Consider the following 14820-nt stretch of genomic DNA (forward strand, 5'->3'; position numbering starts at 1 on the left):
GTTTTATTGGGTTTTCTCGCGGTTTTGGGTGTGTTTCTGAGCATGGTATTTTTTGAACGGAATTCGCGAGCCTCATGCTGACCGATACCAAGCTACGTAATCTCAAACCGAAAGAAAAACTCTACAAAGTGAACGACCGTGATGGACTTTACGTAGCTGTCACGGCTGCGGGCGCAATCTCGTTTCGCTACAACTACTCCATCAATGGACGACAGGAGACGATCACGTTTGGTCGCTATGGTGTAGGTGGAATCACGCTTGCAGAAGCGCGAGAGCGGCTTGGTGAAGCCAAAAAGATGGTTGCGGCTGGCAAGTCACCTGCCAAGGAGAAAGCCCGTGACAAGGCACGTAGCAAGGGAGCAGAAACGTTTGATGCCTGGGCCGAGAAATGGCTTCGCGGGTATCAGATGGCTGACTCGACCCGTGATATGCGGCGCTCTGTTTATGAGCGTGAGCTGAAACCGAAGTTTGGTAATCAGAAGCTGGTGGAAATCAACCATGAGGACCTGCGAGCGCTGACCGATGCAATCGTGGAGCGAGGTGCTCCAGCAACGGCGGTGCACTCCCGTGAGATCGTAATGCAGGTTTTCCGATGGGCGATTGAGCGTGGCCAGAAGGTCGAGAACCCGGCCGATCTGGTACGTTCTGCGAGCATCGCTAAATTTGAGCCTCGTGACCGCGCTTTGGGTCCAGACGAAATCGCGTTGATGTACCAGTACTTGGACCGTATCGGCACCGCCTCCTCCGTGAGAGCGGCGGCTAAACTGCTGTTGCTCACCATGGTTCGAAAAAGTGAGCTGACCAACGCCACCTGGGATGAGATCAATTTTAGTGAAGCCCTGTGGACCATTCCGAAAGAGCGGATGAAGCGACGCAACCCCCATTTGGTGTTCTTGTCTCGGCAGGTGCTGGATTTCTTCATCGCGTTGAAGACGTTTGCCGGTGGTTCAGAATACGTCTTTCCTTCCCGGTACGATTCTGATCTGCCAATGAGTACCGCAACCATCAATCAGGTACTGACGCTGAGCTATCGGCTCGCGCAGAAAGAAGGGAAGCCGCTGAGTAAGTTCGGACCGCATGATTTGAGACGGACAGCTAGCACGCTGCTGCACGAGGCGGGCTACAACTCAGACTGGATTGAGAAATGTCTTGCACACGAGCAGAAGGGTGTTAGGGCTGTCTATAACAAGGCCGAGTATCGAGAGCAGCGTACTGCGATGTTACAGGACTGGGCCGATATGATTGATGAGTGGACAGCCAATCGGCCCCGTTCGGGCGACGGTTACAGATAATCAAGTTAGAGCTTCGGTCGTTTTTATCTCATTGCCTGTTTTCGCCCCCGTCGCTTGATGGCGGCAGAAACTGCTTGGCGTGATACGCCAAGTTGGCGGGCGATTTCCGCTTGATTCGTAATGCCTTGGTTTAACAAATCATCCATTGAGCTTGTTGGTGACTTGAGTGCCTGGAGCTGGTTATAGGCATTTTTCCTGACTTCTGCCCATGTCTCGATATCCCACCTAGGGAGGACGGCAGCTCCTTGGGACCAGATTTTTTCAATTAAATCCTCATACTCTAGTGTGAACCTCCGGTCGCGCTGGTAAGCGCGGCGAGCTTCATCGCTACGCCGCGGATTGTGAACTTCACAGTAGAGTTTACTCGGTCTCGCTGCGCCCTCGGGATGGGCCGGTAGGGCTGAAGGCCGCAGTAATTCGCCGTGGCGTGCCCAAGTAGAAACCAGCATTCGGCGCTCCACATGCTCACGGAATGCTGCGACCGAAAAGTCCCCGCGCAACTCCTGCATGTCGCAGTATCTCCCCAGCATGCGCGGGGGTTCGTACTTGCCGAACTCTCCCTTCAATGCTCGTTCATAGCGAGCCACCAAGGTATCGGTTTTTTTCCGGGCTTCTGTACGAATAGATTCTGTTAGCGGCACTGCTTTGATATTTCCGCGTTTTAGACGCTTGAAGACCTTTGGCGCCGCCATGCTGATCGCATATTCGGTAGATCGCCAGCATAGCTCGCAGAAGCACCACTCGTAGTGGTTGCTCAACTTCGCACGGATGCGATCAGACGATGTATCGCTTTCTCTAACCAGCACTTTCAGAAGCGGATCGTATGTGCTCGACGCTTTTTCATATTTTCCCATCGCCCGATGATAGCTCTGGATGACAACTAAATTCTAACTTTTTTGCGTCCTGATTCTGGCGTTAGAAGGCATTGTCAAGCATCTGATAACTCTGAAGGAAAGTGACCTCATGGAGAACAAGCCAAAGAGTAAGACGCTCATCAACCGCAAGAAATTGCACGCGATGATCCCGCTTGCTGAGCGCACCATCTACAACATGGAGCAGCGGGGCGAGTTCCCGCGCCGTATCGCACTAACCAGTCGGAACGTTGCGTGGGATCTGACTGAAATCGAAGAATGGATTGACGCGCGCAAATCGTCGGGCACTCACGCTATTCGCCCAGGAATGGGGGTTTAGCCGTGGCGAGTGATGTACTGGCGGTGTCCGGGAATGAACCGCTTGTGCTGAGTTTTATGCTGCCGGTTGTAGATGGATCTGAACTTGATTGCGGGATGAGCTGTTGGCATGCATCGCGTCATATGCTGGGCCAATCCCTTGACTAGCGGCGGCCATGGGCAACTTCTAGTTGGCAGTCTGTTGTCACGGATCGAAGAAAATCACGCCGCGTACCGCAAGAAGCTGGAGGCCGCAGCACTTCCGGGCGAGTCGATTAGGGAAATAGAGGAGCGACTGCGTACCGAAGAAAAAAAGAGGCCTCCACGCCAGGATCTGCCAACGCCAAGGTCGCCAGTTGCAGCTAAAAAGGCGATACCTTGCCCGCGTGAACACGAAAGGCAGGCTGATTCCGTTGTACCTTCGCGGTACGAAGTAAGCGCCCGCGATAGCCGCAGCATGATGGATGTGGCTGTGTTCCGAATATCCAAGCAGAAAAAACGGGCGGGAGAAATCAGCCGCTACAACCTTTCAGACGGTTACGTCGAGGTCACAGCTGGCCCATATGGCATGGCGTCAATTTGGGATTATGACATCGTGCTAATGCTGATTTCTTATCTAACAGAGGCTATGAATCGCTACCGAGAAGGGAAGGGTGAGAAGCCGTGTCGTGTGTTCAAATCGCACGTGTCTGACATTTTGAAATTCTGCCGGAAGGGCGACGGAAGCCGCCAATTTAAAGAAGTAGAGGGTGCTCTAGATCGCCTCAAAGGTACGACTATCAAAAGCGTGCGGGAAAGCTCCCCACGAAACGGTAAGCGCAGCATGCGGGAGGTAGAGTCCGAGGGATTGATTAGCCACTATCGCGTAATTTCGCGTACTGACACCGGCAAGGTGGCCAGTGTCGAGATTGAGGCACCTAACTGGATATATCGGGAAGTCACTTCGGGGGCAAAGCCGGACATTCTGACAGTGCACCCTGATTATTTCCTGATCGAATCGGGAATAGGGCGTTTTGTCTACCGATTGGCGCGCCGTGCCGCAGGTAAAGACGATGCAAAGTGGGCATTTAAAACTCTATATGCGCGTAGCGGCAGCACCGGGACGCTCAAAAAGTTCTCGGAGAACCTGCGCAAGGTCATCGCAACAGATGATTTACCCGAGTACGGCTTGGTGGAAGAAGTTGGCCTGAGTGGGCCGCAGCTTGTAATGATGCGTCGATCAGATAAGAAAATACTGAAATAAGGTCCCTAAGGAAGGTCTGAAGTAAGCAGCCGTTTTTAACGGTCTCGCTGTCTGAGGTGCAAAAAACACCGACTTAATCGAAAAACAGACCTTTCCTCCTGTCAGTTCACTATTTTTTGCGGAAGAGCACCTTTTCAGGGCTCATTGTCCACATCACAGGCGCACCTCGCCTGCATTCAATAGTCGTTTTCGCATCATCCAAAGGTTCGATAAGGCAAACAGTGTGGTCTGCTGCGCGGTGTTTTTCACCAAGCCTCGGAAGCGGACTTTCGTATAACCAAACTGGCGCTTTATTACCCGGAAGGGATGCTCAACCTTGGCCCGGACTTGGGCTTTCGCGTATTCGATTTTGCGGCGCATGCGACCGATCAGGCTCTTTTTTGCATGCTTCTTATAGCTGCTGGGTCGCGCTGCGATCGACCAGATCATCTGGCGATGTTGATGCTCCGCACGCTTCTCCACGCCGGTGTAACCGGCATCGCCAGAGACGTAAATTTCCTCGCCATGCAGCAACTGATCGACCTGAGTCACGTCCGCCACATTCGCCGCCGTACCCACTACGCTATGCACCAGACCGGATTCAGCATCGACACCGATGTGCGATTTCATCCCGAAATAGTACTGATTTCCTTTCTTTGTCTGGTGCATTTCGGGGTCGCGTTTACCGTCCTTGTTCTTGGTCGAACTGGGCGCATGAATGATCGTCGCATCGACCACAGTTCCTTGACGTAGCAGCAAACCTCGGTCGCCCAAATAGCCGTTGATGACCAGCAAAATCCCACCGGCCAGCTCATGTTTTTCCAACAGCCGGCGGAAGTTGAGGATAGTGGTTTCATCCGGAATCCGATCCAAATGCAGCCCGGCAAACTGGCGCAGAATCGTGGTTTCGTAGAGGGACTCTTCCATCGCCGGGTCGCTGTAGCCGAACCAGTTTTGCATCAGATGAACCCGCAGTATGGCCATCAACGGATACGCCGGACGACCGCCTTCACCCTTCGGATAATGCGGCTCGATCAACGTAATCAGGCCTTTCCAGGGCACGACCTGATCCATCTCAATCAGGAAACGCTCACGGCGGGTCTGCTTAGGTTTGCCTGCGTACTCGGCATCAGCGAAAGACATTTGCTTCATCGGGGCTCAACCGTTCAGTTCGTGGGACAGGCGTATTTCACCAGACTTGGAAGTCTTTTTCAGAGTTTCCCTAATAGACGGTACTCCAGAACACTAAAGGCCCGGAGATGGCCATTTTTCCGTTTGAATGTGTACTCCTGTGGATAGACCGTCTATTGGGGGCCATTCACCGTCCATTAGGGGCTGATCCACCGTCTATTAGGGGGCGCATCACCGTCTATCAGGGACTGCATATTGTTGTAAGTGATTGAAATCAATGGGTAATAAAACCGTTTTTCTTCCTAAATCTTTATTTAAATCTATTAAATCTCTTAAAGCCTATTTTGCTTTGGCAGTGTCCGTCCTCTAAGCACCTGCCCTCTCTGATATGAAAAAGCGTTCCCTACGCTCACAAACTGTTGCTTGAGATCGACTGCGGCCGTCGTAGCGCACATCCATATCATCGAACCAGATTCCGGCAGGTCTGCCACCAGACAGATCGTAGAGAGCAACGACGGACACCAAAAAGAGAGCATGTGAGCGATTTCAGGTAATTTGGCAGCCAAGCAGCCAGCACCGACTATTACGTAACACACTGGACGAGCTCTCGATCTATTCAGTGATTTCATTGGCAATGCAAGGGCGCACTTTCTGGCTCGGGCTTCGCACAAGATGGTCTAGAGAGTCTTGGTGGTGTGTAATAGACGGGAATAAAAAGCCCCGCAAAGCGGGGCATGTCATCAATGCTTGGATTCGTTGAGCCTCTGCTGTTCAGCAAGCAGGTCCAGCCGGATTTCGTCGAGGTGCTTGCGTTGACGTCTGGAACCAAAGAATGGCAACAGATGAAGATCGCCCAAGTCGGAAAATGTCTTTATCCCCACAGGTACCATCCCCAGTTGCACCTCCGCGTGTAGGCGGATGTAACGTCCGTCAAGCGTATCTAGTAAAGGGCCATGCCCTTTGGCTCGCAGAAGTCGTCCAAGCGCCCAGAAACCTACACCAAGAACGAAGAAGCTACCCAGCATGAAAAAGCCAAACAGAATGTCTGCAATCATGATTGTTCACCCGGTGATTGAGTCTTAGGCGACGGAGCCGCTTCTTTGGTGCCGCTTTCAGTTTCTGCAGCTGTGGCCAAGTCAGCTCCATGTATTACGTTTGCAGGCTCCCTTCCTTCTCCGTTGTCCACGTTGTCACCACCTGAGTTAGGAACAGCTTGTGGAGTACCGGCGCCCAGCGAAATTCCTGCGGTCCCCTCCATACCGGGCACAGACATAGCGGCCATGAGTCCAACTGCTCGGGTTGCGGCTGATGCCACGTTATGGGCAGACAACCCTCCACCATTGTCTTGCGCACCTCCTGCGTACTGCTGAGAGGCTTGCAAGGTCGATTGCAAACTACTGCCGCCCTGATCCTCTTGTGGATTCGTCTGCGGCTGCGCGGCGGCTTTGCCCTTGGAATCGTCGCCGTTGCCTAGCGCAGCTTTCGCCGCCTTTTTGGCTGCCTGCTGCACGCCTTGGCTTGGCTGCGTCAGTGGGCTGCCGCCGCTAGGGCCACTAGAGGCGCTACCGCCGATTTTAGCTCCGGCTGATTTAGCGGCAGAACTACCGCCAGTGCTGGACCCGAGGCCCGAGCTAATAGCGCCAGTGCTGGCTGTGCCACCACCACCGGCAAAGCTGGAGTTGATTGCGCTGGCCAGACCTCCGGTGCCAATACCCCCGGGCGCGGCCGCTACACTTGCGCCACTACCACTACCACTCGCACCGATTGCCCTGGCCGCTGCCGGAGCTAATGCGCCTGCCGTGGCAATGGTAGCCGCCGCGGCTGCTGCACCAGCTACACCAGCCGCGGCCATGCCGCCAATCGCACCGCCGCCACCCGAAGAAACGCCGCTAATCATGCCCGCGATCAGTTCGGGAATGGTCTTGGTCAGGTAGGCGCATACCAGCGATAACCCCACCAAGGTCATCAGAGAGGCTTCGTCATTGGTATAAGCAACCTGCCACTTCTTCGCGACAGTCAGAATCAAGCCGACTATCAACGTCACCATAAATAGCTTGGCACCCACGGAAACTGCGTAGCGAATAACAGCCATCGTGTATTCCCGTGTCCACTGCGATGCGCCGAAAGCCATGAATAGAACAGAGGCGTTGATAACGACATAAGCCTCGACCAATGTCACAAAAATGAATGCCGCGATGAAAGCAAAAGCCATCAGAACGAGGATGGCAGCCAAGGCAACGACGATACTCTGCGAAGGGTTGAAAACGCTCATTCCGGTCAGGATGGCACGAGAAAACTCGACCGCCGTCGCAAACATATCTCCTGGCATTAGCTCAGGGCTTGGCAAGCCTGCTGCATGTGCCCCAGCTTGTCGGAAACTGTTCACAACCGCGCTTGCCCACTCCGTTGAGTGATCGAGCAGTATCAGGAAAAAACCGATGACCATGATGAAGCGGATTAGCTCGCCAACTAGCTCGCCGAAGTCGACTTGTTTGAATACCATCGGGAAGAATGTCCACACAAACTGGATGAGTGCCAGACTCCAAAATAGGTTCACCGCATAGCCATGAAGGCGAGGGGCCCATTCGTTAGAAGCCTCAAGAATCATGTCCAGCAAGCCCTGCATTGAGGTGTCGCTTTGGGCTAGATCGACTCCTGCAGCTGCACTCCCTGCAAGCAGCATTAGAAATAGTCCGCTGCAGCCAGCAATCATAGGTACGCGCATGTCAGTACCCCTTGGCGCCACCGCGACTGTTCGGGCGCTCATTGAATTGTTTGTCGGCGGCATGAGACTGGTTGATCTTTTCGGTAACCACTATGCGGTCATTAGAGATGGAACATATGATGCCGACCAGAGCTGCCCCTCCAAGTCCAGATGCTACACACAGCACAATAAGAAGCCATTTAGAGAACTTCATAGTCAGTACCCCTTCGCGCCGCCGCGAGTATTTGGGCGCTTGTTGAATTGCTCGGAGGCGGCGTCGCCGACCGACTGACGCGCGGTTTCTTGGGCTATGTAATTGCCCTGCAGGGTAATTTGAGTCGCCACCAAGTCGCGCAGTTTCTGAAGCTGCTGCACGTTTGAAGCGGCAATCTCGTTCCCAGCTTGGATGGCCTGCATCCGACCCGATGATGACTGCGAACGGTTCACCAGTTGTTCCAAGTGTGCATCTTCCGTCTCAAATGTGCTGGTATTCATGCCTGCTGCCTGCATAGCTCTTTTTGCGTTATCAAAGCCTTGCGCCGACCATTTTTCGTAGCGATCCGGCATTACGTCAGTCGCCTTACTGCTCGACTGGAGAAATTTCTGCAAATACGCCTCATACCCGGGAAACTGCGTATTGAATTGCGAATCGAGATTCGCCACATTGCGGCCTAATGACTGCGCCCTGTTGTAGATGCTTGTTACACGCTGCATGTCTTGGGTGATCCGGCCAAACATGCTGTTTGGCAACGGAGTCCCCTGCGTGACCATATTGTTGTATTGCTGAACTTGTGTCGAAAGCTGCTCTGCAGTGTTCAACGCCGTATTGACTGCTTCTGCGTACTCGAACATCTGTTGATAGAATGTAGAGCAGTTTGTGCAGTAGATAGCAAAGGCGTTCTGCCATGTAAAAAGCAAAGTAAAAACTGTTATTAATAATCTCCATCCATTTATCATTTTTGTCTCCAATGCGAGCCTGTCATGATAAATGAACGCGATTGCTTACAATAGCGAGCGACGTAACGTGTGAACTGCACATATCCAAAGCTAAATCGATCAGCGTATTCGGTGTAGAGCCGAGTAAGGGGGTGGCCGAGCAGTATTTTCGTTTCTAACTCCTTCCTGATCGAGAAGAACTCAGCACGGCCAGCTCTTCTTTTGATAGGCTTTAGACTATTACTTTGCATCGACTTTCTCCGTTTGTTCCTATTGGTTTTAGCACGGATAAAAGCCTAGGGAAACATACAATAACTGCGCAGCTAAAATTAATGAAATTTAGCGTGATTGTATGCAGCTCAAGGAAGTTTAAGGCAACTCTAGGCAATTCAATGCGACTGTATGCGATTTAGCGAAATTCAAAGCGATTGATGAGTTTTTAGTTTTAAATCGCATTAAATCGCTTACAACAGTATGGCAAGATGTGTGTTGTACGGGTACGGGCAAGCCCGAACCCATCCAACACCGCCCCTTATTCGCCTGCGGCTCAACGGTATCTTGCTCTGCGAGGCCCGCCGCCGCTGCCTCGTCTAAGAGCGAAAAGCAACAACAGGAGCAGAAGCAATGACAGAGGACACCAAAGGAAAAGCCCAGCCTCGACGGCGCGGAAAGCCGATAGAGGTGTGGGTTACAGATGAGGAAAAGGCGACCATCAGTGAGCGTGCCGAAGAGGCTGGTATGTCCCGCTCCGGTTACCTCCGAGCATTGGGTCTGAATACACCCATTCGCTCGGTCGTCGATCTGAAAGCGGTGGCTGATCTTTGCAGAATTAACGGCGACTTGGGGCGGGTTGCCGGTTTGTTGAAGCTGTGGCTTTTGGAGAAAAACGGGCAGGGAGCAAGCTCGGTCGAGATCGAGCGGATGATGGTCGAGTTTCGAGAGCTGCAGGCGGGTGTTCGGGAAAAGATGAGCGCTGTCGTTTTTGTTAGAAAAGCGTAGGGCTTGACGCCGAAACTCTTTGGATTGTGCAATCCAATTCAGTGCTGAAAGTTGCTAGAATTGCGCATTTTTCCCGTTAGCCGCTTTGAAAGGAAATGCACATGTCGGCTCTTGCTGCGCTTTTGGATTCTTATCGTTCTGCCTCTGTCACCGAGCGCGAGAAGGGCACCTACTTTGAGGAACTGATCTGCGTTTACTTGCGCAATGAAGCGACCTACCGCGATCTGTACGATCAAGTATGGACGTATGCCGACTGGGCCAAGGAGCAGGGCTTGAGTGGTAAGGATGCAGGCATTGATCTTGTGGCTCGTACCCAGGGCACCGGCGAGTATCACGCCATCCAGTGCAAGCTGTTCGCCGAGGACTACAAAGTCCAGAAGAAGGACATCGACAGTTTCTTCACCGCCTCGGGCAAAGCGCCGTTCTCGCACCGCATCATCGTTACCACCACCAACAACTGGAGCGAGCACGCCGAGGATGCCTTGCAGGGCCAACAGCCTCCGGTCAGCAAGATCGATCTGCAAGCCTTGGAAGACAGCCAGATTGACTGGGCCAAGTACCAGTCCAGCAAAGCGGTCGCACTCAAATCCAAGAAGCAACTGCGTGAGCACCAGCAGACAGCATTGAATGCTGTAGCCGCAGGCCTCAAGGATGCTGAGCGCGGCAAGCTGATCATGGCTTGCGGCACTGGCAAAACCTTTACTAGCTTGAAGATTGCTGAGCGCCTAGCTGGTAAGGGCAAGCGTGTGCTGTTTTTGGTGCCTAGCTTGTCCCTGCTGTCGCAGACACTAACGGAGTGGACGCAGGAAACTGAAACCCCGCTGCACAGCTTCGCAGTCTGCTCTGACAGTGACGTAGGCAAGAAGCGCAAGGCCGAGGATGACGCGGTTCAGGTGTTCACCCACGAGCTGCGCTACCCGGCCACCACCAAGGCGGATCGTCTGGCTGCGGAAATGCTCAAGCGTCATGACGCGGAGCACATGAGCGTGGTGTTCTCCACCTATCACTCAATCGACGTGATCAGCCGTGCTCAGCATGAGCATGGCTTGGCTGACTTCGATTTGGTGATCTGCGACGAAGCCCACCGCACCACTGGCGCGACCTTCGGTGACGACGACGAAAGCAATTTCGTACGGATTCACGATGGTGCCGATATTCGCGCTGCCAAGCGCTTGTATATGACAGCCACGCCACGCATCTACGGTGACACTGCCAAGGTCAAGGCTGAATCCGGCGAAGTCACGCTTTGCTCGATGGATGACGAAGCCCTGTACGGCAAGGAGTTGTTCGTCATCAACTTCTCCGAGGCTGTCCAGCGTGGCCTGCTCACCGATTACAAGGTGCTGGTACTCACCGTCGAGGAGAGCACTATCAGTCGCCGCCTTCAAGACATGCTGAAGGACGAGAACAACCAGCTCAAAGTAGATGACGCGGCCAAGATCGTCGGCTGCTGGAAGGCGTTGGCCAAGCAGGGCCTGCATGAGCAGCTACTCGGTGATGATGAGCCGATGAAGCGTGCGGTCGCGTTCTGCCAGGTCATCTCGCCCAATTACAAGGGCACCAAGCACAAGGTCAGCTCCGTCAACATTGCCGACATGTTCCAGTCGGTCGTAGAGGCTTATCAGGAGTCCGAGGAGATCGACGAGGCTGCGCGTCTGACCTGCGAGGCCGAGCACGTTGATGGCGGCATGAATGCCAGCCAGAAGGAAGCCAAGCTGAAATGGCTGAAGGCTGAAGCACCTGCCAATACTTGCCGTATTCTCAGCAACGTGCGCTGCCTTTCTGAGGGCGTGGATGTGCCGGCATTGGACGCGGTTCTGTTCCTCACCCCGCGTAACTCCCAGGTTGATGTGGTGCAGTCCGTTGGCCGGGTGATGCGCAACGCGCCGGGTAAGAAGCGTGGCTATGTGGTGTTGCCGGTGGTTATCCCGGCCGGCATGGAGCCTCACGAAGCGCTCAACGACAACCAGACCTACAAGGTGGTCTGGCAGGTGCTCCAGGCGCTACGCTCGCACGACGACAGCTTCGACGCCATGGTCAACAAGCTCGATCTGATTGGCTCAGACCCGCGCAAAATGGAAGTCATCGCCATCACCGACAAGGCTGAGAAAAAGGCCAAGAAAGCCACTGGCACGAGTAACGGCAAGGCAGGTAAAGGCCAGTACGGCATCGGCAGCAAGAACCATGATGCTCCCGGCCAGATGACTCAACAGGCCGAACTGACCTACGAAGTAGGCGAAATCGAGAAGGCCATCTACGCCAAGATCGTCGAGAAGTGCGGCAACCGCCACCACTGGGAAGACTGGGCCAACGACATTGCCAAGATCGCCCATACCCACATCGACCGTATTCAGGGCATTCTGGAGAACCCGGAATACACCAACGAAAAAGCCACTTTCGAAGCGTTCGCCGCCGAGCTACGCGACGACCTCAATGACAGCATCACTGATGGCGAGATTGTCGAAATGCTCGCTCAGCATCTGGTTACCAAGCCAGTTTTCGACGCATTGTTTGATGAGTACAGCTTTGCCAGCCACAACCCAATGTCAAAGGCCATGCAAGGCGTTCTTGATGCACTCCACGAGCACCACCTGGCCAAGGAAGCGGATACCCTAGAGAAGTTCTATGCCAGTGTGCGTCAGCGCGCAGCGGGTATCGACAGCGCTCAGGGCAAACAGAAAATCATCGTCGAGCTATATGACAAGTTCTTCCGCAACGCGTTCCCAAAAATGACCGAGCGGTTGGGCATCGTCTACACCCCGGTCGAAGTGGTGGATTTCATCCTCCACAGCGTCAACCACCTGCTGCAACAGGAGTTTGGCCAAACCCTTGGTAGTAAGGGTGTCCATATCATCGATCCGTTCACCGGCACCGGCACTTTCATTACTCGCCTGATCCAGTCGGGTTTGATCAAGTCGGATGAGCTGCCACACAAATACCGGCATGAAATACACGCCAACGAACTTGTACTGCTGGCCTATTACATTGCCGCGATCAATATCGAGGCGGCCTACCACAGCGAAGTTTTAGCCGACTACACACCGTTTGAAGGTATCTGCTTGACCGACACCTTCCAAATGTATGAGAAGGACGATCTGGTAGATGTACTGCTGGAGGACAATAGCGCCCGGCGCAAGCGGCAGAAAGCACTGGATATTAGGGTAATTGTAGGGAATCCGCCGTATTCAATTGGTCAAGGTAGCCAGAACGACAATAACCAGAACGTTAGTTATCCTTCTTTGGATAAGCGCATCGAAGAAAGCTACGTTGCGCGCTCTGAAGCAATCCTGTCCAAAGGGATGTACGATAGCTATATCCGGGCAATTCGTTGGGCTAGTGACCGGGTTGGTGATGCAGGTATTATCGGATTTGTCACCAATGCGGGCTTTCTCGAGGCTAATACCGCAGATGGTTTGCGTAAGTGCCTAGCAGATGAGTTCTCCAGTCTTTATGTATTTCATCTGCGTGGTAATCAGCGCACCAGTGGTGAAATCTCGCGCAAGGAAGGCGGCAAGATTTTTGGCAGTGGCAGTCGTGCACCCATTGCCATATCAATATTGGTAAAGAATCCTAGCTCACAGGCCTCTGGACAGATTTACTTTCATGATATTGGGGATTACCTGAGTCGCGAAGAGAAACTGGAGAAAATCGGTAGCTACGTCAGCGTGGCAGGTATTCCGCAATGGCAGCAAATCAATCCCGATGAACACGGCGATTGGCTAAAGCAACGTGATAACAGTTTCAGTCAGTTCATTGTATTAGGTGACAAGAAGGGCGATGCACCTAAGCTATTCGAGAATTTCTCGCTCGGGGTGGTAACTAATCGCGATGCCTGGGCTTATAACTCCAGCTCGAAAAAGCTGGCGACCAACATGAGTAATATGATTGGATTTTATAATGCTGAGTCTGAGAGTTTTAATCTAGTTAATAAAGAGTTGGATACAAAGGCTCGGCAGAAGAAGGTAGATGAATTTATTGATACCAATCCGGCTCGTATTAGTTGGTCTCGGGGTCTTAAGCAAGCTGTTGCTCTAAATAAGCGATATCAGTTCGCCCCGGAGCTTATTGCCCGGAGCGTAATCAAGCCCTTCTCAAGGCAGTGGCTGTACTTCAGCAGGGACCTCAATGAGATGGTGCTGCAAATGCCGAAAATTTTTCCAAATGAATCTGCGAATAATAGCGTTATTTGCGTTCCTTCATCCGGCGGCACCGTTGGGTTCAGTGTGATGATTGCAGCGTCTGTCGTGAATCTAAAGTTCGTCGGTGATGGTGGTACTCAGTGTTTCCCTCTCTACCTATATGACGAAGCAGCTCAGGCCTCAGATGACGACCTTTTTGGCGAGCCGCTTGAAGGCGGCCTGCGCCGCCGTGATGCTGTCACCGACGTGGGTTTGGCGCATTTCCAGAGCGCCTATCCCGGCGAATCGCTTAGCAAAGAAGACCTGTTCTACTACGTTTACGGCATCCTTCATTCGTCGGACTACCGGCAACGCTATGCAGACAATCTGAGTAAGGAACTGCCACGCATTCCGGCAGTGAAGAAGGCCGCCGACTTCTGGGCTTTCAGCAAGGCTGGCCGCACATTGGCTGAGCTCCATCTGGACTACGAAACTGTCGAGCCGTATCCACTGACCATCGAAGCCAAGGCTCCGCTCACCAATGCCGACTACCATGTGGAGAAAATGAAGTTCGCCAAGAAGGGCGACAAGAGCACGGTCATCTATAACCAGCGCATCACCCTCAAGGGCATCCCCGAGGCGGCCTGGGACTATGTGGTGAACGGCAAGGCCGCACTGGAATGGGTGATGGAACGCCAGGCGGTGCGTACCGACAAGGCCAGTGGAATCGTCAATGATGCGAATGATTGGGCTGTCGAGACTATGGGTAATCCCAAGTACCCGCTAGAGTTGTTCCAGCGAGTAGTGACCGTGAGCCAGAGAACCCAGGACATCGTGAACGGTTTACCGGCTCTCGATATCTGACCATTGAGCGTGTGATGCGCCGAGCAGAATGCAGAGGTAGCGATGAAAGACCGTAGTCACGATGAGGCAATGGCAGAGCTTTTCCAGGCTGATCCGTCATATGCGGCGGAACTGCTAGCCGAGGTTGTTCGTTATGGTAATGCGGGTGAGTTGGTCATCCTGGAACGGCAGCTATCGGCAGCTTTTGCTACGAGAGAGGCTAACCCTGCTTCTTGAGCGGGGTTTGACTCTGTATGGCATTTTCCATGGTTTTTTCATTTTGTTATGTCTGAATGTATTGTTTTATAAGGCGTTTATTGGTCGATTGATAATAGAGTGGGAGTTAGCCTGAAGTTGGTATATGCGAACTTAGTCGTTTTCTGATGTATATAGGGCCCGCGAATTG

11 protein-coding genes are annotated in these 14820 nt (G+C 53.1%); 5 read left to right on the forward strand and 6 right to left on the reverse strand.

What is annotated here, in order from left to right:
- The first annotated feature begins 74 nt into the window (after window positions 1-74).
- Window positions 75-1292, forward strand: a complete 1218-nt coding sequence (locus CJU81_RS06835; RefSeq protein WP_003443327.1) for a tyrosine-type recombinase/integrase — start codon at window positions 75-77, stop codon at window positions 1290-1292.
- A 23-nt stretch (window positions 1293-1315) separates the two neighbouring features.
- Here CJU81_RS06835 and CJU81_RS06840 read toward each other — a convergent pair whose 3' ends face one another.
- Complete coding sequence (locus CJU81_RS06840) at window positions 1316-2146, reverse strand: helix-turn-helix domain-containing protein (protein WP_003443326.1); 831 nt, start codon at window positions 2144-2146, stop codon at window positions 1316-1318.
- 109 nt (window positions 2147-2255) lie between these two features.
- On the opposite strand from CJU81_RS06840, the gene CJU81_RS06845 reads away from it, so the two are divergent.
- Together CJU81_RS06845 and CJU81_RS06850 are read left to right on the forward strand one after the other, a co-directional pair.
- Window positions 2256-2483 carry a helix-turn-helix transcriptional regulator gene (locus CJU81_RS06845; RefSeq protein WP_003443325.1) on the forward strand — a complete coding sequence of 76 codons (228 nt, stop codon included), beginning with the start codon at window positions 2256-2258 and terminating at the stop codon, window positions 2481-2483.
- 108 nt (window positions 2484-2591) lie between these two features.
- On the forward strand, window positions 2592-3704 hold the full coding sequence (locus CJU81_RS06850; RefSeq protein WP_003443324.1) for a replication initiator protein A: 1113 nt from the start codon (window positions 2592-2594) through the stop codon (window positions 3702-3704).
- 153 nt (window positions 3705-3857) lie between these two features.
- On the opposite strand, the gene CJU81_RS06855 is transcribed toward CJU81_RS06850, so the two are convergent.
- The 5 genes from CJU81_RS06855 to CJU81_RS24355 form a co-directional block, all read right to left on the reverse strand.
- Window positions 3858-4835 carry an IS5 family transposase gene (locus CJU81_RS06855; protein ID WP_095036013.1) on the reverse strand — a complete coding sequence of 326 codons (978 nt, stop codon included), beginning with the start codon at window positions 4833-4835 and terminating at the stop codon, window positions 3858-3860.
- A gap of 719 nt (window positions 4836-5554) precedes the next feature.
- Window positions 5555-5869 carry a hypothetical protein gene (locus CJU81_RS06860; protein WP_047282256.1) on the reverse strand — a complete coding sequence of 105 codons (315 nt, stop codon included), beginning with the start codon at window positions 5867-5869 and terminating at the stop codon, window positions 5555-5557.
- Window positions 5866-7539 carry a P-type conjugative transfer protein TrbL gene (trbL, locus tag CJU81_RS06865; protein ID WP_003443313.1) on the reverse strand — a complete coding sequence of 558 codons (1674 nt, stop codon included), beginning with the start codon at window positions 7537-7539 and terminating at the stop codon, window positions 5866-5868. The genes CJU81_RS06860 and trbL overlap by 4 nt, the downstream gene beginning before the upstream one ends.
- Before the next feature lie 195 nt (window positions 7540-7734).
- Entirely contained in the window at window positions 7735-8475 is a 741-nt protein-coding gene (gene trbJ, locus CJU81_RS06875) for a P-type conjugative transfer protein TrbJ (protein WP_003443308.1), read from the reverse strand.
- Window positions 8472-8705 carry a TraK family protein gene (locus CJU81_RS24355; RefSeq protein WP_003443306.1) on the reverse strand — a complete coding sequence of 78 codons (234 nt, stop codon included), beginning with the start codon at window positions 8703-8705 and terminating at the stop codon, window positions 8472-8474. The genes trbJ and CJU81_RS24355 overlap by 4 nt, the downstream gene beginning before the upstream one ends.
- Before the next feature lie 373 nt (window positions 8706-9078).
- Between CJU81_RS24355 and CJU81_RS06885 the strand changes: the two genes are divergently transcribed.
- Both CJU81_RS06885 and CJU81_RS06890 read left to right on the forward strand, forming a co-directional pair.
- Window positions 9079-9453: a plasmid mobilization protein gene (locus tag CJU81_RS06885; protein ID WP_095036014.1), complete on the forward strand. Its 375-nt coding sequence runs from the start codon at window positions 9079-9081 to the stop codon at window positions 9451-9453.
- Window positions 9454-9554: 101 nt separating this feature from the next.
- A complete protein-coding gene (locus CJU81_RS06890) occupies window positions 9555-14435 on the forward strand; it encodes a DEAD/DEAH box helicase (RefSeq protein ID WP_095036015.1) in 4881 nt (1626 codons plus the stop codon).
- The last annotated feature ends 385 nt before the right edge of the window (window positions 14436-14820 follow it).

It is taken from the genome of Pseudomonas fragi (genome assembly GCF_002269505.1).
Taxonomy (GTDB): Bacteria; Pseudomonadota; Gammaproteobacteria; order Pseudomonadales; family Pseudomonadaceae; genus Aquipseudomonas; species Aquipseudomonas fragi_D.

Excerpts from the sequence above, each read along its gene's own strand:
- CJU81_RS06835 (WP_003443327.1), top strand. The coding sequence starts at position 75 with ATGCTGACCGATACCAAGCTACGTAATCTCAAACCGAAAGAAAAACTC.
- CJU81_RS06840 (WP_003443326.1), bottom strand. The coding sequence starts at position 2,146 with ATGGGAAAATATGAAAAAGCGTCGAGCACATACGATCCGCTTCTGAAA.
- CJU81_RS06845 (WP_003443325.1), top strand. The coding sequence starts at position 2,256 with ATGGAGAACAAGCCAAAGAGTAAGACGCTCATCAACCGCAAGAAATTG.
- CJU81_RS06850 (WP_003443324.1), top strand. The coding sequence starts at position 2,592 with ATGCATCGCGTCATATGCTGGGCCAATCCCTTGACTAGCGGCGGCCAT.
- CJU81_RS06855 (WP_095036013.1), bottom strand. The coding sequence starts at position 4,835 with ATGAAGCAAATGTCTTTCGCTGATGCCGAGTACGCAGGCAAACCTAAG.
- CJU81_RS06860 (WP_047282256.1), bottom strand. The coding sequence starts at position 5,869 with ATGATTGCAGACATTCTGTTTGGCTTTTTCATGCTGGGTAGCTTCTTC.
- trbL (WP_003443313.1), bottom strand. The coding sequence starts at position 7,539 with ATGCGCGTACCTATGATTGCTGGCTGCAGCGGACTATTTCTAATGCTG.
- trbJ (WP_003443308.1), bottom strand. The coding sequence starts at position 8,475 with ATGATAAATGGATGGAGATTATTAATAACAGTTTTTACTTTGCTTTTT.
- CJU81_RS24355 (WP_003443306.1), bottom strand. The coding sequence starts at position 8,705 with ATGCAAAGTAATAGTCTAAAGCCTATCAAAAGAAGAGCTGGCCGTGCT.
- CJU81_RS06885 (WP_095036014.1), top strand. The coding sequence starts at position 9,079 with ATGACAGAGGACACCAAAGGAAAAGCCCAGCCTCGACGGCGCGGAAAG.
- CJU81_RS06890 (WP_095036015.1), top strand. The coding sequence starts at position 9,555 with ATGTCGGCTCTTGCTGCGCTTTTGGATTCTTATCGTTCTGCCTCTGTC.